Below are 19,070 nucleotides of genomic sequence, written 5' to 3' on the forward strand. Positions count from 1 at the left end.
CCGTGCGCATTCCGATCCGCGCAGATTGATCGCCAACTATTCGGTGCCGGCGGCCGAGAGTTCACCCGGAGTCGGCGTGACCGGTGCGGGCGCCACCAGCGGCAGGCACACGGCGAACCGGGTGTCCCCGGGCTTGCTCTGCACCGAGATGTTGCCGCCGTGCTTTTCCACCACGATCCGCCAGGCCAGGTCGAGGCCGAGGCCGGTGCCCTCACCGAAGGGCTTGGTGGTGAAGAACGGGGTGAAGATGCGTTCGATGACATCCTCGGGGATTCCCGGGCCGTCATCGCAGATCTCCACCCGGATCATCTGCTCGTTCTCCCGCGCGGTGCGGATGGTCAGCGTGCCGTGGCCCTGCATCGCCTGGATCGCGTTGTCGATGATGTTGGTCCACACCTGGTTGAGATCGCCTGGGTAGCACTGCAATTCGGGCAGTGTCTTGTCCAGGTCCTTGACGATGGACACCGGCCTGCCCTTGCCGGGCCCGCCGATCTTGTCGCCGAACATCATGATGGTGCTGCGCAGCAGCTCGTGTACGTCGGCGCTGCCGTAGGCGCCGCGGTCCATCTGCGAGTACTGCTTGGCGCCGGCCAGCAGCGCCGAGGTCCGCTTGCTGGCCTCGGCGATCTCGTTCATCCGCAGCTCGTTGTCGATGGTGTATTTCAGCCACCCGATGGCACCTTGCAGTGACGCGGTGGCGTCGACATCGTCGACGGAGGTGAGGACCTTTTCCAACCAGTCGGTGTCCAGGCCCGCCTCGACGAATGTCGGCGCGTAATCCCAGGCGCCGATGATGTCGTGGTCCTCCAGCCAGTCGCCGATCGCGTCCTCGCGGTCCGAGGCCTCCAGCGCGGAGAGCTCGACGTCCCGGTTCTTGGCGACCTGCTCGGCCACGTCGTCCTGGATGCGGACCAGGACCCGCAGCGCTTCGGGGCTGAATTTTCCGTCCGCGAGCATCGACAGCTTGTGCCGCATCTTGCCGACCGTCTCGCGCAGATCCGAGACGGCGCGCGCCGTCGCGGCGGCCGGGTTGTTGAGCTGGTGGGTCAGGCCCGCCGTGATGGTGCCCAGCGCCAGCAACTTCTCGCGCTGCCCGATGATCTGGCTCTGGCGCCGGCCGCCGACCAGCTGGCCTTCCATCAGGTGCACCGCCATCGGGAACTGTTGGCGCATGAACTCGGCGAAGGTGTCGGCCTGCAGCACGAACACCCGTGATCTGGTGACCAGCCGCACCGAGGCCTGGTAGAGCTGCTCCTCGCCGGGGATGTAGGCCGACCACGCACCGAAGTACACGCCGCGCTGGGAGGTGCGGTTGGTCTGGATGTCGACGCCGCCGGAGCGCTTCGACATGACCAGCTCACCGTCGATCAACACGTAGAAGCAGGTCGCCGATTCGCCCTCGACCACGAGCGGACCCGCCGGGAAATACTGGATGTGGCCGGCTTCGCAGAGGATGTCCAGCTGCTCATCGGAGAGATGCTCGAAGAGGAACAGTGTGCGCAACTCGTCGCGCACACACTCTTCACCGTTCTGTGCGCCCATTGTTCGCGTCCTCTCAGGCTTCCGCCAGATACCTGTGCACCAACATCACTGCCATCGAGCCCTCGCCGACCGCGGCGGCCACCCGCTTGGCGGACTCCGACCGCACGTCCCCGGCGACGAAGACGCCGGGGACGCTCGTCTCCAGGTGATGCGGCGGCCGGTCCAGCGTCCAGCCGACCTTGTCGCGGAGATCCGGCCCCGACAATATGAAGCCGTTGTCGTCGCGGGCTATTCCCGCCTCCTCCAGCCATTCCGTGCGGGGGGTGGCCCCGATGAAACAACACATCCGGTTGCACGCCACGGGTTCGGTTTCGCCGGTCCGCTTGTCGAGGAGCACCAGCCCGGACAGGAAACCGTCGCCCGGGGTGATGTCGACGACCTCGGTGCACGTCCTGACCTTGATGTTGTCGGTCCGGTTGATGCGATCGACGAGGTACTGCGACATCCCGGCCTCCAGCGATGAGCCGCGGATCAGCATGGTGACCGACTTGGCCGTCTGCGACATGTACATCGCGGCCTGGCCCGCCGAGTTCGCGCCGCCGACGATGTAGACATCCTCGCCCGCACATTCGTTGTTGTCGGCCACGGACGCGCCGTAGTAGACACCCCGGCCGATGTAGTTGTCCCCGGGGGCGTCGGGATTCTCCCAGCATCCGGTGATCTCCAGCTGGCGGTAGTCGACGCCGGTGGCCAGGATCACCGCGCGGGCGCCGATGGTCTGGTCATCGTTGAGGTGGACGGTGTGGGCCGCACCGATACCCCCGGTCTTGAGCCGGCCGGCCTCCTGCGTCGTGATGACCTCGGCGCCGAAGCGCTCGGCCTGCCGCCGGGCGGTCGTCGTCAGCACGGCGCCCGCGACGCCGTTTTCGAAGCCGAGGTAGTTCTCGATCTTCGAGCTGCGGCCGGCCTGGCCACCGGTGGTGGCCTTCTCGATGAGGACGGTCTTGAGGCCTTCGGAAGCGCCGTATACCGCGGCGGCCAGGCCGGCGGGGCCGCCGCCGATCACCGCGAGGTCGTACATGTCCAGCTGCGGACTGGTGGACAACCCGAGCAGCGCGGCCAGTTCCGCGTCGCTGGGCGCGACCATCGTGTGGCCCTTCTCGGTGATGACCACCGGAAGGACGCTGTCATCGAGGCCGGCGGCCTGGAGCAGTTGCTGGCCCTTGGGCTCGTCTGCGTTCACGCTTCGGAACGAGTACTCGTTGCGGGCCAGGAACTGGCGCACCTCCCAGGACCGGTCGTTGTACCGGTGACCGATGACCTTGGTGTACGGCATCCCACGGTCTCCGACCGAGCGCCACTCCTCAGCAGTCCGTCGATGACGGGATAGAGCTTCTCCTCCGGCGGGTCCCACGGCTTGAGCAGATAGTGGTCGAGGTCGACGACGTTGATCGCGTCGATCGCGGCGTGGGTGTCGGCGTAGGCCGTGAGCAACACCCGGCGGGCCATCGGAAAGAACTCCATCGCCTTCTCGAGGAATTCGATACCGCTCATCTGCGGCATCCGGTAGTCCGCGACGAACACGGCGACGGTGTCGCCGCGCAACTTCAGCTCCTTGAGGGCCTCCAAGGCGTCGGCGCCGGATTCGGCACGGATGATGCGGTAGCGCTCGCCATAGTGGCGGCGCAGGTCGCGGGCCACCGCACGGGAGACGGCCGGGTCGTCATCGACCGTCAGGATTGCGGGTAAACGGGGTTGGTTCTCAGATCCGGGCATTGCCTATCAGTATGCGCCGCTGGTCTGACGAAATTCTGCCCGGATGTCCCGTTCGGGGGCGGCATCGCCGAGGGCGAACGCGGCATCCGTCCCGGGGTTTTTAGACTCCGAGAATGACCGTCCTCGAATTCTCCGACTCCGTTGCCATCGCGCTCGCCCCGGCTGCGGTCTACGCGCTGGTCTCCGATGTCACCCGGATCGGGGAGTGGAGTCCGGTGTGCAAGGCCTGCTGGTGGGACGAACCCGGCGCCGGTGCCGTGGTGGGGGCGTGGTTCACCGGCCGTAATGTCCTTCCCGAAAGAACCTGGGAGACGCGCAGCCAGGTGGTCGTTGCCGAACCCGGACGCGAGTTCGCGTGGGAGGTGAACAACGGCTGGGTGCGCTGGGGTTTCAGCATCGAGCCGCGGGATGCCGGATCGCGACTCACCCAGTACTGGCGATTCCTGCCCAAGGGCCTTGACGGATTTCGCGAGCGGTTCGGTGACGACGCCGATGCGCAGATCGCTCAGCGCTCCGCGTTGGCGCTCAGCGGTATTCCCGCCACGCTCGCCGCGATCAAAGCCGCCGCCGAAGCGCAGCAGTAGATCCCCCGATCAGGACGAGCGCGCAACGATGACGGGAGTGTGGGCTGTCTGTGCGACCGCGGCCCCGACCGATCCGAGCAACATCCCGGCGAACCCGCCGCGGCCGTGGCTTCCGACGACCACGAGTTGCGCCGACTCCGCGTGCACGAGCAGCTGGTGGGCGGGATGGTCACGGACCACCACCCGTCGGACCGCGACATCGGGATAGCGCTCTTGCCACCCGGCCAGCCGCTCGGCCAGTATCTCTTCGGCTTGCGGCTGTAGCGTCATCCACTCGTCGTTGGGGTACGCGTACACCGTCAGATCGCTCCACGCGTGCACCGCGATCAGTTCGACCCCGCGCAGCGAAGCTTCCTCGAAGGCCACCGCGACCGCCGTCTCCGAGGCGGGTGAGCCGTCGATACCCACCACGATGGGGGAACGCTCGGACTGCAGCTGCGCATCCGCCGTGGCGTGAATCACCGCGACCGGGCAATGAGCGTGCCGGAGCAGCCCGGTGCTGACCGAGCCGAGCAGAGCGCGACCGACGCGGCCGAGCCCCCGACTGCCCACCACCACCAGCTGCGCGCCCTTGGACAGGTCGGACATCGTCGACACGGCATTGCCCTCGACGAGGTGTTCGGTGATCGGTAGCGGGCCTGAGGCGGCGGCAGCCTGCTCGGCGATCGCCGTCGCCCTGGACAGGATCTCTCGACTGTGCTGCGTGGCGATCCGTTCCAGCTGGTCCGCGATGGAAATCTCGTACCAGGTGCGTAGTCGATCGTCGGGCAGGACGTGTGCCAGGGTGAGCCCGACCTTGTGCAGGGCAGCCTCCCGCGCGGCCCAATCGACAGCTGATTCGCTCTCCTTCGAACCGTCGACTCCCACCACGATCCCTCGGTGTGACGTCATCTCAAACTCCTCGAATCGGCGATCCGGCGTGCCACGGACCGCAATGGTGCGGGCCCGAATCGAACGTAGAGCGCGTCGCGGCCCGCCGGACGGAGGCTTTGGTCACCGCCTTCAGGGAACAATGGCCCCTCCCGGCGCAGGGATATGCGTGAGCGACCCGGTGCCCGAGCTTGCTCGCCGCGCGATACCGCGCAGCATCTTCTGTTCCATCACGAAATGCGGGATGTCAAACCAGAAGTGGCCGGCCGCGCCGCCGTTGCCGCGTGCCAGCAATCGGGTAGCGCCGATTTCCTGCCGGAGGACGAACGCCCACGACCCCGAGGCCTTTTGGCCGCGTTGAACACGCTCGAAGTCGGCAGCGGACATCAGCACCAGATGCGAGTGAGGCTGCACCGCGGCCACCATCTGGCGGGCCGCCGGACCATAACGGCGGGCCAGCCAGATCGTGTCACCGACGTGCACGTGTTGCCATTCGGGGTGGATGGCATCGGCGTTGTGAATGTCGGCGCCGACCGCGCGCTCCAGCAGTGAGTAGCTGTAGAACCCGCCCCGTCCCTCACCGATCTGGGCCAACCACGGCCAGATGTCGGCGCTGGAAGCGTGCACGCTCACCGCGCGGGTGGTTCGCGGGCCGGGCACGTGGACCAGTTCGTCTCCCGGCAGCGTGGCTCGAACCTCGTCGGCGCGCGCTCCCCAGGTGTAGAGCCACGGCCGCAGGTGTGCGACATACACCGCGGTGAGGCCCGCCACGGCCGAGAGCGCTGCCAGCGCGGGGTGCTGCTTTCCCACCATGACCTCCGTTCGGCGGTTGCTGTGGTGCGAGGCGGGAGCCGCCGACTCCCTGAGAGTTACCAGGCATCTGAGCACCTGTCCGCCGTCGCCGGCTAGGGACCGAAGTCCCTTCCATCGGGGTCGTTCGTCCGGGGAAGGCCAGCGGCCGTCCACCACCGGGTGGGCGGCGGGAAGCCGATGACTTTGGGCCCTTACCGACCGAACCCCGCGGGGGTACCAAGGGAGACATGCCCAACGGAGTGGATGCGGTACCAGCCTTCGACCTCGATATCACGATTCACGGAGTCTTCCCGGGCGCCGTGGAGTACGGGCGAATCAAGATCGGCGGTCTGGGGCGATTCACCCGTCACCCGATCACCCACGCGCGCCTGCGACTGACGCGGGGCCGTCGCGATGTCGATGCGTATGCGGTGATCGCTCAGGCCAACATGCAAGTGCGGGGACGTGCTGTTCGCGCCCAGGTTGAAGCCGCCACCGCCCATGAAGCGATCGACAAGCTGGAGGCGCTGATGCGGCGGCGTCTTCGAGCACGTGTGTGAACTGTGGGAACCGCACCGCGGACCAGATGCGGCGCCCCCCTGGCGTCACGCCGCGGAGTCCGGCGCGCGGCGCCCGCCGATATCCGGTGAGGCCCGGATCAGCAGGCACAAAAGTTACGCCATGGCCCCGTGCACCGTCGATGAAGCCGTCGTCGAAATGGAGATGTTGGGCTATGACTTCCACCTCTTCAACGAGATCGGCAGTGCTGCAGCGGCTGTCGTGTATCGCAGCGCACCGACGGGGCTGCGCCTCGCCCTGGTGGCCCCCGACCTCGTCGACCAGGTGGCGCCCTTCCAGCTGCCGGTCAGCATCAGCGGCCATCCGGTGCCTTGTCTGCGTGAGGAGGCAGCGGTGGAGCGCATGGACCTGATGGATCTGCCCTTCCTGTTCTACATCGACGCGGCAGCGGGGCGTGCCGGCGTGCTCTACCGGCGCCTGGACGGCGACCTCGCGATGATCACGCCCGCCGGGTAGGTCGGGCCGCTCAGGCGCGGACCACCGCCACGGGCGCCGACGCGGATTCGGCAACGGCGGTGCTGACCGAACCCAGCAACATTCCGGAAATCCCGCCCCGGCCCCGGCTTCCGACCACCACCAGCTGAGCATGCCTGGACTCGTCGATCAGCCAGCGAGCCGGCTTGTCGCACACGATGCGTCGGTAGACCGTGACGTCCGGATACTGCTCCTGCCACCCGGCCAGCCGTTCTCCGAGAATCTCGTGGCCCTGGTCTTCGAACGTGTGCCAATCCATACCCAGAAACGGAAACAGCGCGTCGTCGCTCCAGGCATGCAACGCGACAAGGTCGACTCCGCGGCGCGACGCTTCGGCGAAGGCGAACCCGATCGCCGCCTCCGACGACGGCGAACCATCGACTCCGAGCAACACCGGCAGATCACGGTCGGTGTTTCTGACCACGCCGTCTTTGGTCACGACCAGCGGACACCGAGCGTGGTGCAGCAGGCCGCGACTCACCGAGCCCAGTACGGCTCCACCGACCGGGCCTAGTCCGCGACTGCCGATCACGATCAGATCGGCGCTGCCCGAGGCTTCGGTGAGCTCCGTCATCACACCGTCGTGCCGACGTTCGACCAGGACCTCCGGTGCGGGCGAACCGTCCACGGCAGCACACAGAGTCTCCTTCGCGAGCTTGATGACGTTGTCGGCGTTGTCTTCCTGCCACCCTTGATAGTCCGACAGCACAGCCTCTATCGACCAGCTGACAATGATCGGCGAAACGACGTGCATCAGGGTGACGGGGCGGCGACGCAGAGCCGCGGCACGGGCCGCCCAGCGCACCGCTGCCAGTGATTCCGGGGAGCCGTCGATGCCGACGAGTATCCCGAATCGAGTTGATGATTGCGACATTCGGTACTCCTGTGAACGGGTTGATCTGACGTTAGGGCAGCGTCGGTGCCCGCTCAGGAGTCCTTGGTGTGTCGAACAAGGGACTTTGTACCTCAGACGGGGAAGGTGCGAGCTGCCTACAGTCGACACATGACCGATGATGACCACTCGATGACGATCCTGTCCGTGACCGAGTGCTGGAATCTGCTGGCGGGCGCAGCGCTTGGCCGGTTGGTGACCACCGTCGACGGCAACCCGGCGATCTTCCCGGTGAACTACGCCGTGCAGGATCGGACGATCGTGTTCCGTACGGCACCGGGCACCAAGCTGGTCAGTGCGGCGATCAACAACAATGTCCTGTTCGAAGCGGATGGGCACGGTCTGAGCGAGGGCTGGAGCGTCATCGTGGCGGGAGTTGCGCGCTCGATACGCAGCGACGAGGACATCGCCGAGGCCGAACGGGCCGGGGTGGTTCCCTGGACAGGTTCGGAGAAGCCGCATTTCGTCCGGATCCGGCCGCGAAACGTCACGGGCAGACGATTTCGGTTCAGTGTCACCTCAGTCTCGGCTCTGCCCGTCGAAGATCCAGTGCTGGGATGACGAAACGCGTTGCGCGGAAACGCAGCACTGGCACCGCGCACCGCGGGTTTGGCGGACCGTGACACCGTCGTCGATCATCACCGTGACGATGAACCCGGCGCTCGACATCACCGTCGATGCCGACGAGGTGGTGCCCACCGAGAAAGTCCGTTGCCGGGGCGAGAGATACGACGCCGGCGGCGGGGCGTCAACGTGGCCCGCTTCGCGCGGGCGCTCGGGGCGTCGGTGTCGGCGGTCTTCACCGCGGGCGGCCACACCGGCGCGCAGCTCGTCGACCTCGTGACGGCTTCCGGTGTCGACTCCAGCCCCGTCGGTATCCAGGGCACGACGCGCGAGAGTTTCACCGTCAACGACCGTGGCTCGGGCACGCAGTTCCGGTTCGTGCTGCCCGGGCCCTCGGTCGATGACGGCGAGCAGGCCCGCTGTCTCGACATCCTGCAACGCGAGGCCGCGTCGGCTCGGTTCGTGGTCGCCAGTGGCAGTTTGCCGCTCGGTGTGCCGCCGGACTTCTATCAGCGCGTCGCGACCGTCTGTGCTCACGCCGGTGTGCGGCTGATCCTGGACACCTCCGGGGGCGGGCTGATGCACGTCACGTCGGGGGTGTTTCTGCTGAAACCGAGTGTGCGGGAGCTTCGTGAGTGCAGTGGCCGGGCGCTGGACACCGAGCAGGAACAGACGCACGCCGCCCGCGAGCTGATCGACAACGGTGTCGCAGCAGCCGTTCTGGTCTCCCTCGGCGCGCAGGGCTCGCTGCTGGTGACACCGTCGGAGTGCGCCCGGTTCCCGGCGATCCCGGTGGTGGCCGCCAGTGGTGTCGGAGCCGGAGACGCGATGGTTGCCGGTCTCACCGTCGGTCTGGTACGCGGCTGGACGTTGGGCCGGTCGGTGCGCTACGGCGTGGCCGCCGCGACCGCAAAGCTGCAGACGCCGGGAACCTCGGTGTTCGACCGTGTGCAGGTGGAGCGATTCTTCGAGTCCGTGCCGATGCAGTCGGCGTCCGAGGTCAGGAGTTGACGCCGGGGCCGTGGGTCACTGGAGTCCGGACGGCGGCCGGCGTCGTGGGCCTGCCGGAGTCGGCATGCGCCACGACGACAGCGAGCTCCGCGGGAGTCGCGTGACCGATCTTGTTGACGGCTGAGGGCACGTCCGGGGCGTTGTCACCATCGACCATCACCACTCCGCCGAGTTCCGGATCGGCACCGAGGAACTCCGCCAATCCGGTGCTGGTCGCCACGGGGTAGATGTGCACATCCGGGAACCGTTGCCTGCAGCGCGATGTCAGTTGGTTCACCGCGTCCGCACGGCTCTCGTCGTCTCCGGAGTCGGTCCACACCGCCAGTACCGGCCATCCCCGGTGTCGCGACTCGGCAACGGCTTCAGCGATCGTCGAGCCGTTGTCACGGGAGCTCGCGCCGACCGGCACGATGACCCACCTCGGTGCGGGCTCGCCGGTGGCGGCGTCGGATGGGCTGCGCACGATTGCCACCGGACACGTGGCCCCGGCGGCGACCGAAGTCGCCGTCGAACCCATCAGGGCCGCGGTGATCCGATTCATGCCCGACCATCCGACGCAGACCATCTCGGCAGCACCGGACTCGGCGAGCAGAACTCCCGCCGGCGAGCCCTGGGCGATTGTCGTGACGACCGTCACCGCGCTGTCGCGTTCGGCGATGCGTTCCCGTGCGGCGCCGAGGGCGCGCTTTGCTGTTGCGACGGCGGGCACGTACTCAGCGGCCGTCAACGTGCCCGACAGGTCGGTCCGGAGCACGTAGATCAGCCGCAGCGTGGCATTGCGGGATACCGCTTCGTCGATCGCCCACAGCGCCGCCCGCCCGGCTTGTTCGGATCCGTCGATCCCGACGATGATCTCCTTGGTCTTGGCACCAGACATGTTGGCCGCCTCCCAGATTGATGGGATATGCGACTCATGGTAAGGAGTCGGACACATGGGCCGGCGGAGCCGAAAGTCACCACCATGGCGGCAAAGGTCCATCTCGTGTACCTCGGTCCAGGTGGGGCGGCCGTCATCGCGAACAGCGATCTGCATCAGCGTCTTTCGGCCCGCGTGTCGACTGCCGAAGGGTCTTTGTGCCCTGAAGAGCGAGGACCATTGCTACCCGGCCGGGGACGCTCGGCCGTGTCCGGCACCTTCGGCGGGAAACGACGATGGTGAGTATGAGTGCAGCGCACGAGCGACTCGCGGAGACCTTCGAGTCGGTCGGTGCCGCCGAGATCCGGGAAACCCACACCGGTCTGGTCGTACTCGCCGGTGATCGCGCATACAAGGTGAAGAAGCCGGTGGTCACCGACTTCCTGGACTTCAGCGCTCCCGAAGACCGAGAACGTGTCTGCCTGCGCGAGGTGAGCCTGAATCGGCGCCTGGCACCCGCGAGTTATCTCGGCGTGGCCCACCTGGTCGGATCGTCCGACGACCCTGGCGAACCGGTCATCGTGATGCGCCGCCACCCGGACTCACGCTGCCTGGCGACGTTGGTCACCGATGGCCGATCTGTCGAGACCGAGCTGGACCAGATCGCCACCCTGTTGGCCCGTTTCCATCGGACCGCCGAACGCAATCACCTCATCGACACCTGTGCGACGGTCGACGCGGTCACCGCCCGCTGGCGGGAGAACCTGGCCGAACTGCGCAGCTACGCCCCCGATATCCTCCCCGTCGAGCGGGTCGTCGAACTGGAACGGCTGTTCACCGCATTCGTCTCCAGCAGACGGGCTCTGTTCGGGCGACGCATCGAGGAGCGCCGGATCGTCGACGGCCATGGTGACCTGTTGGCCGCCGACATCTACTGCCTGTCGGAGGGCCCCGCGCTGCTGGACTGCCTGGAGTTCGACGATCACCTGCGCTATGTCGACGGTGTCGATGACGCCGCGTTCCTCGCGATGGACCTGGAGTTCCTGGGCCGCAAGGACCTCGGCGCGTACTTCCTGGATCAGTACGTGCGACGGGCCGACGATCAGGCCCCACCGGCGCTGGTCCACTTCTACATCTCCTACCGCGCGGTGGTCCGCGCCAAAGTCGACTGCATCCGGGTGCTGCAGGGGCGCGCCGAAGCTCGCGACGATGCCCGCAGGCACCTCTGCATCGCACTCGAACATCTCAGGACGGCAGCGGTTCAGCTGATCATCATCGGAGGCGGCCCCGGCACGGGGAAATCGACGTTGTCCCGATCACTGGCCGCCGACATCGGGGCACAGGTGATCTCGACCGATGACACTCGGCGCGAGTTGCAGCAGGGCGGTCGAATCAGTGGGTCCGCCGGTACGTTACGAGCAGGCCTGTACACCCCGGAGAACGTAGATCTCGTCTATGACGAGGTCTGCCGTCGAGCGCAACGGCTACTGGCCGGTGGCCAGACGGTCATCCTGGACGGGACCTGGCGCGACCCGCGGCACCGCCGTTCGGCACATGCGATCGCCGGTGAGCTTTCGGTGCCGGTCGTCGAGTTCGTGTGCAGGACAAGCCTCGACGACGCCGAGGCGCGTATCGCGACCCGGGTCGACACGTCCTCCGATGCGACGGTGGAGATGGCCGCCCCGCTCACGCCCGACCTCGACGACTGGGTGAGTGCCCATCGTGTGGACACCGGTCGCCCGCTGCATGAGAGCACCGCCGAAGCCCGGCAAATCTGTTGCACCGGAATTTGATCGACACGGCCGGCATATCAAACTCCAGAAAGAAGGGACCTGTTGTGAAAGCTCTCGTCTACCAAGGACCCGGACAACGATCGTGGCAGGAGGTGCCCGACCCGCAGCTCCAGCACCCCGGTGACGCCATCATCCGGGTCGACGCGGTCACGATCTGCGGTACCGATCTGCACATCCTGAAAGGTGATGTGCCCGAGGTAACCCCGGGTCGCGTCCTCGGTCACGAGGCCGTCGGCACCGTGACCGCAGTCGGCGCGGCGGTCGAGACCCTCGATATCGGGGACCGCGTGCTGGTGTCCTGTATCAGCTCATGCGGAAGATGCCGCTACTGCCGGAAGGCGCAGTACGGGCAGTGCCTGGGGGGCGGCGGGTGGATTCTCGGGCACCTCATCGACGGGACGCAGGCGGAGTACGTGCGGGTTCCGTTCGCCGACAACTCGACACACAAGGTGCCCGACGGGGTCAGCGATGAACAGATGGTCATGCTGGCCGACATCCTGCCCACCTCCTACGAGGTGGGCGTGCTCAACGGTGCGGTCCAGCCGGGTGATGTGGTGGCCATCGTCGGTGCCGGACCGATCGGCCTGGCAGCGATACTCACCGCCCGGCTGTACAGCCCGAGAACCATCGTGGCCATCGACGTGGCCGACTCCCGTCTGGAGGCCGCGCGTAAGTTCGGCGCCGATGTGGTGGTCAATCCGGACACGGAGTCGGTGCGGGCGGTGATCGACGGGTTGACCGGCGGCCTCGGTGCCGACTGCGTGATGGAGGCCGTGGGCACACCGGGCACCTTCGAGGACGCCGTTCGGCTGGTCCGCGCCGGGGGCCACGTCGCCAATATCGGGGTGCACGGGGCGCCGGCGACACTGCACCTGGAAGACATCTGGATCAAGAATCTCACCATCACCACCGGGCTGGTCGATACCTATTCCACGCCGACACTGGTAGATCTGGTGGCCGGCAACCGGCTGGACACCGCGGCGATGATCACGCACCGCTTCACCTTCGACGATTTCGAGGCCGCTTACGACGTCTTCAGCCGGCCGGCCGAAACGGGAGCACTGAAGGTCTTGCTGACGGTGCCGAAATGACCAGTATCGCCACGCCGGTGCTGCGCAGCCTTGCCGATATCCGGGTGGCCGACGCCGACAGCGTGGGGGGTAAGGGCGCGAATCTGGGCGAGCTCATCGCGGCCGGCTTACCGGTCCCGCCCGGCTTCGCCCTGTCTTGCGGCGCCTACCGCGCCTCGATGCGGTCCGGCGGCGTCGACTCGGACCTCGCGGCGCTGCATCGCGAAGCGCTCGCACACGTCGAGGACACTGCGCGTCTCGACGAACTCTGCACACGCATGCGCCACCTGGTGCGGTCTTCGGGGATGACCGACGATCTGCGGGCCGAAGTACTCGCGGCCTACCGTGAGCTCGGCGCGGATCCGGTGGTGGCCGTGCGGTCTTCCGCCGCGGGAGAAGACGGCAGCGATGCGTCGTTCGCGGGCATGAACCGCACCATCACCAACATCACCGGTGAATCGGAACTCCTGGGAGCCGTGGTGGCCTGTTGGGCGTCGCTGTTCACGCCGCGGGTTCTCACCTATCGGGCCAGCCGCGGGTTCACCGGCGACCCGGCGATGGCCGTGGTGGTTCAGCGGATGGTCCCCGCGGACCGCGCGGGCGTCGCGTTCACCGCCGATCCCAGCACCGGAGACCGCAGCCACATCGTGGTCGAAGCCGCGTACGGACAGGGGGAGGTGGTGGTGTCGGGCAAGGTCCAACCGGATACCTATGTCATCGACAAGGCTTCCGGGCGAGTGATCGACGTCAACATCGGGACCAAACCGTTCAAGATCGTGCGCGGCGCCGACGGTCGCGACGCGATCGTCGAACTGGCTGCCGCGCAAGCCACCGCGCGGGTGCTCTCCGACACCGACCTCGCCGGTCTCACCGAACTGGCACTGGCCGTCGAGCGTCACTATGCAGAACCCCAGGACATCGAATGGGCCATCGAGGGCGGTACCTCATGGCTGGTGCAGGCCAGGCCGATCACCACTCTCGGCGTCGAGGTGGCACCGGATTCCGGCTCCGATCGGGCCGGCACCGGGCTGCTGCTGCGTGGATTGGCCGCTGCACCGGGCATAGCGACCGGCCGCGTGCGGGTGCTGCAGAATCCGCGCGAGGGACATCAGTTGCGCGACGGCGAGATCCTGGTGGCACCGATGACGAACCCGGACTGGCTGCCGACAATCCGAAGAGCGGGTGCACTGGTCACCGAGAGCGGCGGCATGACGTGCCACGCCGCGATCGTCGCACGTGAACTCGCGGTCCCCTGCGTGGTGGGTGCCCGCTCGGCCACCACCGTCCTGCGGCCCGGCTCCATGGTCACCGTGGACGGCACGCGAGGCCAGATCTACACCGCGGCGGCGACACCGGCACCGGTCCCGGTGCGCGAGATTCGCTCCGGCATCATCGAGCGGCCCGCCGCGCCGGTCACTGCGACCCGGATCTACGTGAACATGGCGCTACCGGATCAGGTCGAGGCCGTTGCGGCCACCGATGTCGACGGTGTGGGGCTGCTGCGCGCCGAACTCATGCTCACCGATGCGCTCGGTGGGCAGCATCCACAGGCATTGATCGGGCGCGGTGAACAGCGCACCATCATCGCGGCGATGGTCACCGCCATCACCCGCATTGCCGCGGCGTTCCACCCACGGCCGGTCATCTACCGGGCCACCGACTTCCGCAGCAACGAGTTTCGCGATCTCGTCGGCGGACCCGACTACGAACCGGTCGAACACAATCCGATGATCGGGTATCGGGGGTGCTACCGCTACATCAAGGACCCCGCCCTGTTCGCACTGGAACTGGCGGCACTCGCCGAGGTGCGCGACCAGTACCCGAATGTCCATCTGATGATCCCGTTCGTGCGAACCCGGTGGGAACTCGAAGAGTGCCTGGGACTCGTGGACGCCAGCCGGCTCGGTGGGCAACGTGGGCTGCACCGGTGGGTCATGGCCGAGGTGCCGTCGGTGGTGCACTGGTTGCCGGCGTATATCGCCATGGGTATCGACGGTGTGTCGATCGGCAGCAACGACCTCACCCAGCTGATGCTCGGGGTGGACCGCGACTCGGAGATCTGCGCGGAGGTCTTCGATGAGTCCGACGCCGCCGTCCTGGACGCCATCGGGAGCATCATCGCCACGGCCCGCAGACACGGTGTGCCGTCCTCGCTGTGTGGGCAAGCGCCCTCGGCGAACCCGGCATTTGCCGAACAGCTTGTCCGAATGGGCATTTCATCCATCTCGGTGAACCCCGATGCCGCCGTCGCCACCCGCCGGGTGGTGGCCGCCGCCGAACAACGGCTCCTCCTGGAGTCCGTCAACCGCCCGTCGAGAACCACGGAAGGACCGTCACACCATGAATGAGCACGCAGCGCCGATCATTGTCGGCGTGGACGGCACGATCGTCGCGCACCACGCCGCCCGCTGGGCGGGTGCGCTCGCTCATCACCTGGGAACCCCACTACAGATCGTGCATGCGATGTCCCACGGCCGGCATCAATTCAGTGATGCGATGGCCGCTGTCGCCGCGGCCAGTGTCAGCGCCCAACATGAGGCCGCGCCGATGATTCTCAAGACCGCGGAAGAGGCGGTCCGGCGTGACCACCCGGACCTCGAGATCAGCACCGTCGCCCTCGATGAGCCCGTCGAGGATGCGTTGCAGGCCCTCAGCCGGAACGCCCGGCTGCTGGTACTGGGCTGCGACGACGTATCACCCGGTGCGGCACTGCTGGTCGGATCGCTCACACTTGACCTGTGCAGCCATGCGGATTGCCCGGTGATCGCCTGGCGTGGGGAAATCCTCAGACCGACAACACAACCCATCGTGGTCGGAGTGGATGGCTCCAGCGACGCCGCGCTGGAACTGGCCTTCGAACTGGCTGCCGCGCTCGGGGCTCCGGTGCAGGCGGTCCACGCATGGTCGATGCGGGTGCCCGCCGGTGACGTCTCGATTCCCTTCCTGATCGACTGGGGAGCTGTCGAATTGGAGCAGGTGAATGCCTTGAATCGGGCCGTCGAGCCCTACCGCCGGGCGCACCCGGAGGTCAGCGTCGATGTCCTCGTCGATGCTCTCGGCCCCCGCCGTGCACTGCTGCAACAGTTGTCCGACGCGCAGATGGTGATCGTCGGCAGCCGCGGGCGTTCGCCGCTGGCGGCGACGGTCCTGGGGTCGACGAGTCTGAACATGCTGCATCACTCGCCGGTGCCCGTGGCGGTGTGTCGCTCGACGCACAGCACGGGGTGAGCGAGCCGGCCGTCGGCCGCTACTGTCGCGCGACGATCACCGGCACCGTTGCCGCCTGAACCACCGCGTTGCTCACCGACCCCAGCAGCGCGCTGCCCACTGCGCCGTGCCCGTGACTTCCCACGACGATCAACTGACACGAGCTCGAATGCTCGACGATCCGTGCGGCGGGCTGGTCGGCGACCACGACGCGTTCCACGGGTACGTCGGGGAAGCGCTGCTGCCAGGCCGTGAGCATTTCCCGGATCTGCCGGTTCACCTCTGGACGCAGTGTCTCCCAATCGAATCCGGGCATTTCGAAAGCGCCGGGAGACCACCATGCATGCATGGCGACCAGTCCCACCCGGCGTCGGGACGCCTCGTCGAAAGCCAGCGCGATCGCCGACTGCGAGGAGGGCGACCCGTCGAACCCGAGTAGCACCGGCGCGTCGGCCATGGGTGGGGGTTCCTCCCCTGGGATCACGACGACCGGGCAATGCGCGCGATGCAGTAGGCCCGCGCTGACGCTGCCCAACACCAGCCGTGAAAGAGCGCCCTTGCCTCGCGATCCCACGACGACCATGCCGGCCGTACGGGAGGCATCCACCAGCGCCGCGGTCGGAGTGGCCACGATCAGGTCGGTCGACACCGAGACGGCGCCGCCGGTGGTCTGCTCCGCCAGGCGAGCGGTGTCATCGAGAAGTTCTCGCCCGACCTTCATCTGCCATTCCAGGTACCCCACCGGTACCGGTGCGACGGGCCAGGCCCCGATGGGTAACGAGCTCGCGTGGAGCAGGACCAAGGGAACACCGCGGAGCTCGGCCTCCCTGGCCGCCCATTCGACGGCGGCTCGCGACGATGGCGAATCAGCCACTCCGGCAACGATCTTCTCGACTTCGACCGGCTCAATCATCGTGTTCCTTCCAGTGCTGATCGGTTTTCGCCTGATCCGTCGGTCGTGCTGGATTCGAGCAGCGCCAACGCGGGCCGGCCCGGGCGCGGGTGCCGGGCAACGGCGGTGAGGTGGGCGATGGCCCGGCCGATGCCGCCGGCGAGGTCCTCGACATCGGGAAACGCATCGAAATCGGTGGTGATTCCGAAGAACAGGTCCTCGCCGTAGCTCAGGATGGCCACCGCGGCACGAAGCCGCAGCGCCACCGGTGGAACAGGAAGCATGCGAACAACTTCGCGCCCCAACACCTGAAGATGGCGCTGCGGTCCGGGCACGTTGGTCGCCAGCGTGACGACGCCGCGTTGCGGCAGAGCGGTCAGCATTCGGATGGCCCGCGACGCGAAGGCGAACGGCACCAGGTTCAACGCGGACACCGCGGAGCTGCCGGCCTGGCGTTGACCTCCGGATTTGGCTCGCGCCATCCGCCGGTGCACGGTGTGCAGCTGTTCCACCAGGTCGGGTTCGTCAACCGGTAGGTAGGGCAACATGACCGAAACCCGGTTGTCGACCTGGTCCATGGCATCGCTCGATCGCACCGAGACGGGTACCAGAGTGCGCAGCGCCCGGTGATGGGGCACCTCGCCGCGACGCTTCAGCGCGGATCGGAAACTGTCGGTGATGGCGGACAGGGCGACATCGTTGAGGGTGACGTCAAACGCCTGGCTGACCGATGCCACATCGACCAGGGGTACTTGGACGGCGCTGTAACGCCGCATCGTCGTCACGGGTCCGTTCAGCGTGGATCTGGGTCCGGCGCGCAGCAGACTGTCGATGATCTGCACCGTGCCGCCGACGGTCAGTGCGGCTGCTGCGGTCACCGCCGACGCAGTGTCCCAAGCGCTGCGTGCCCACCGGAGCGGATTGAGCGTGAACGCCGGCAGTGCGGGCGCCACGGGGGTGTCCGCGTGGGCAGCGCGGATGGCGCTGACGAACGTCTCGCCTTCACCGCCGTCGCTCAGCCCGGCGAGCATGTGCATGGTCGCGATGCCGTCGCCGATGCAGTGATGCACCTTCATCAACAACGCCCAGCGGCCGTCGGCGAGGCCCTCGATGATCCAGCACTGCCAGAGCGGTCGTTCCCGGTCGAGACGGGGCTCCATCGCCTCCGCGGTGAACCGGAACAGGGCTGCGTCGTCACCCGGGTGTGGCAGCGCGGCGCGGCGGATATGGTGCGCCATATCGGGTGCCGGGTCGTCCACCCACTCCGGCGCCAGCAGGTCGAGCGGTTGCCTGTGTAGGACTTGCCGCAGCCGAGGAATCGCGGAGATCCGGTCACTGATGGCAGCCACCAGCTGGTCGTGGTCGGGAATCGGTCCGTTCAGCACGGATACCGCCCCGACCGCCAGGCTGACGTGGGGATCGGCGTCCTCGGCGTCCAGGAAACCGGCATCGAGGGTGTTGAGGCGGGCCACCCCTACGACTATCGGCGCGCGGGCGGGCCAGGGTCAGAGTCACAGGTCCCTGCTCAGCGGGACCTGCGGCCCTTCCTGTCCGCCGGCTCGGCCCGGCCCAGGTCACGCGATTTTGGTGCATACCCCGACAGCGGGTATCGTGGACCAACGGTGCGGCTTCCGCGCCGACTCTTTGCGTGCCTGTCTTGGAACCTTCACGATTTCGGTGATCCGGCCCACGTTCTCAGTCGGTGCTGCTGGCGTGCCAAGCCGAGGGTGCACAAGATACGAAAACGAAGGCAAGGATCGCTAACACAGTATGGCCAAGAAAGACGGTGCCATCGAGGTCGAGGGCCGTGTCGTCGAACCTCTGCCCAATGCGATGTTCCGCATTGAGCTGGAGAACGGACACAAGGTTCTGGCCCACATCAGCGGCAAGATGCGGCAGCACTACATCCGCATCCTGCCCGAGGACCGCGTAGTGGTGGAGCTTTCGCCCTACGACCTGTCCCGGGGCCGCATCGTGTACCGGTACAAGTAACACGCCCCTCAACTGCAACAACCACTACCTGTGGTGGGCACTCCGGTGTCTGCCGCAACCGACCTAGAAGGATCGCGAAGCCGTGAAGGTGAACCCGAGCGTCAAGCCGATCTGCGACAAGTGCAGGGTGATCCGCCGGCATGGGCGGGTCATGGTGATCTGCTCGGATCCGCGGCACAAGCAGCGGCAGGGTTAGTCCCAGTCCAAGCACGCAGAACCACCCACAACTGAATGCA

Annotated in this window: 15 protein-coding genes and 3 pseudogenes; 10 read left to right on the forward strand and 8 right to left on the reverse strand. The window is 67.1% G+C overall.

Annotated elements, in window-relative coordinates; all coding sequences use genetic code 11:
- Positions 1–36 precede the first annotated feature (36 nt).
- Together C6A86_RS05195 and C6A86_RS05200 are read right to left on the reverse strand one after the other, a co-directional pair.
- Positions 37–1,542 carry an ATP-binding protein gene (locus tag C6A86_RS05195; RefSeq protein ID WP_105362811.1) on the reverse strand — a complete coding sequence of 502 codons (1,506 nt, stop codon included), beginning with the start codon at positions 1,540–1,542 and terminating at the stop codon, positions 37–39.
- 13 nt (positions 1,543–1,555) lie between these two features.
- Positions 1,556–3,258: pseudogene (locus C6A86_RS05200) on the reverse strand (FAD-dependent oxidoreductase).
- 113 nt (positions 3,259–3,371) lie between these two features.
- Here C6A86_RS05200 and C6A86_RS05205 point away from each other — a divergent pair.
- A complete protein-coding gene (locus C6A86_RS05205) occupies positions 3,372–3,842 on the forward strand; it encodes an SRPBCC family protein (RefSeq protein WP_105362809.1) in 471 nt (156 codons plus the stop codon).
- A gap of 9 nt (positions 3,843–3,851) precedes the next feature.
- Here the strand turns inward: C6A86_RS05205 and C6A86_RS05210 are convergent, their stop codons facing one another.
- Together C6A86_RS05210 and C6A86_RS05215 are read right to left on the reverse strand one after the other, a co-directional pair.
- On the reverse strand, positions 3,852–4,733 hold the full coding sequence (locus C6A86_RS05210; RefSeq protein WP_105362808.1) for a universal stress protein: 882 nt from the start codon (positions 4,731–4,733) through the stop codon (positions 3,852–3,854).
- A 111-nt stretch (positions 4,734–4,844) separates the two neighbouring features.
- Positions 4,845–5,522, reverse strand: a complete 678-nt coding sequence (locus C6A86_RS05215; protein ID WP_105362813.1) for a hypothetical protein — start codon at positions 5,520–5,522, stop codon at positions 4,845–4,847.
- A 230-nt stretch (positions 5,523–5,752) separates the two neighbouring features.
- On the opposite strand from C6A86_RS05215, the pseudogene C6A86_RS05220 reads away from it, so the two are divergent.
- A pseudogene (locus tag C6A86_RS05220) lies at positions 5,753–6,539 on the forward strand (sigma 54 modulation/S30EA ribosomal C-terminal domain-containing protein).
- A gap of 10 nt (positions 6,540–6,549) precedes the next feature.
- On the opposite strand, the gene C6A86_RS05225 reads toward C6A86_RS05220, so the two are convergent.
- On the reverse strand, positions 6,550–7,431 hold the full coding sequence (locus C6A86_RS05225; protein ID WP_105362806.1) for a universal stress protein: 882 nt from the start codon (positions 7,429–7,431) through the stop codon (positions 6,550–6,552).
- A 129-nt stretch (positions 7,432–7,560) separates the two neighbouring features.
- Between C6A86_RS05225 and C6A86_RS05230 the strand changes: the two genes are divergently transcribed.
- Together C6A86_RS05230 and C6A86_RS05235 are read left to right on the forward strand one after the other, a co-directional pair.
- On the forward strand, positions 7,561–8,010 hold the full coding sequence (locus C6A86_RS05230) for a pyridoxamine 5'-phosphate oxidase family protein (protein WP_105362805.1): 450 nt from the start codon (positions 7,561–7,563) through the stop codon (positions 8,008–8,010).
- 88 nt (positions 8,011–8,098) lie between these two features.
- Positions 8,099–9,024, forward strand: a pseudogene (locus C6A86_RS05235) (1-phosphofructokinase family hexose kinase).
- On the opposite strand, the gene C6A86_RS05240 reads toward C6A86_RS05235, so the two are convergent.
- The gene (locus C6A86_RS05240) at positions 9,014–9,901 is read right to left on the reverse strand and encodes a universal stress protein (RefSeq protein WP_158263253.1); all 888 of its coding nucleotides are present in this window, start codon (positions 9,899–9,901) and stop codon (positions 9,014–9,016) included. The pseudogene C6A86_RS05235 and the gene C6A86_RS05240 overlap by 11 nt on opposite strands.
- 284 nt (positions 9,902–10,185) lie before the next feature.
- Here C6A86_RS05240 and C6A86_RS05245 point away from each other — a divergent pair, with 284 nt between their 5' ends.
- From C6A86_RS05245 to C6A86_RS05260, 4 genes are read left to right on the forward strand one after another with little or no spacing between them, the layout of a single operon-like run.
- Positions 10,186–11,673: an AAA family ATPase gene (locus tag C6A86_RS05245; protein ID WP_199196145.1), complete on the forward strand. Its 1,488-nt coding sequence runs from the start codon at positions 10,186–10,188 to the stop codon at positions 11,671–11,673.
- Positions 11,674–11,717: 44 nt separating this feature from the next.
- Positions 11,718–12,764 (forward strand): zinc-dependent alcohol dehydrogenase family protein, encoded by a 1,047-nt coding sequence (locus C6A86_RS05250; protein WP_105362802.1) that lies wholly within the window; start codon positions 11,718–11,720, stop codon positions 12,762–12,764.
- Positions 12,761–15,091: a phosphoenolpyruvate synthase gene (ppsA, locus tag C6A86_RS05255; RefSeq protein ID WP_105362801.1), complete on the forward strand. Its 2,331-nt coding sequence runs from the start codon at positions 12,761–12,763 to the stop codon at positions 15,089–15,091. The genes C6A86_RS05250 and ppsA overlap by 4 nt, the downstream gene beginning before the upstream one ends.
- On the forward strand, positions 15,084–15,971 hold the full coding sequence (locus C6A86_RS05260; RefSeq protein ID WP_311101044.1) for a universal stress protein: 888 nt from the start codon (positions 15,084–15,086) through the stop codon (positions 15,969–15,971). Before ppsA ends, C6A86_RS05260 begins: the two co-directional genes overlap by 8 nt.
- A 19-nt stretch (positions 15,972–15,990) precedes the next feature.
- On the opposite strand, the gene C6A86_RS05265 is transcribed toward C6A86_RS05260, so the two are convergent.
- Both C6A86_RS05265 and C6A86_RS05270 read right to left on the reverse strand, forming a co-directional pair.
- Complete coding sequence (locus tag C6A86_RS05265) at positions 15,991–16,863, reverse strand: universal stress protein (protein WP_105364790.1); 873 nt, start codon at positions 16,861–16,863, stop codon at positions 15,991–15,993.
- Complete coding sequence (locus C6A86_RS05270) at positions 16,860–18,314, reverse strand: wax ester/triacylglycerol synthase family O-acyltransferase (RefSeq protein ID WP_105364789.1); 1,455 nt, start codon at positions 18,312–18,314, stop codon at positions 16,860–16,862. Before C6A86_RS05270 ends, C6A86_RS05265 begins: the two co-directional genes overlap by 4 nt.
- Positions 18,315–18,612: 298 nt before the next feature.
- Between C6A86_RS05270 and infA the strand changes: the two genes are divergently transcribed.
- Together infA and rpmJ are read left to right on the forward strand one after the other, a co-directional pair.
- Complete coding sequence (gene infA, locus C6A86_RS05275) at positions 18,613–18,834, forward strand: translation initiation factor IF-1 (RefSeq protein ID WP_003418601.1); 222 nt, start codon at positions 18,613–18,615, stop codon at positions 18,832–18,834.
- Positions 18,835–18,916: 82 nt separating this feature from the next.
- Complete coding sequence (gene rpmJ / locus C6A86_RS05280; RefSeq protein ID WP_003879483.1) at positions 18,917–19,030, forward strand: 50S ribosomal protein L36; 114 nt, start codon at positions 18,917–18,919, stop codon at positions 19,028–19,030.
- Positions 19,031–19,070 lie beyond the last annotated feature (40 nt).

Source organism: Mycobacterium sp. ITM-2016-00316 (genome assembly GCF_002968335.2).
Taxonomy (GTDB): Bacteria; Actinomycetota; Actinomycetes; order Mycobacteriales; family Mycobacteriaceae; genus Mycobacterium.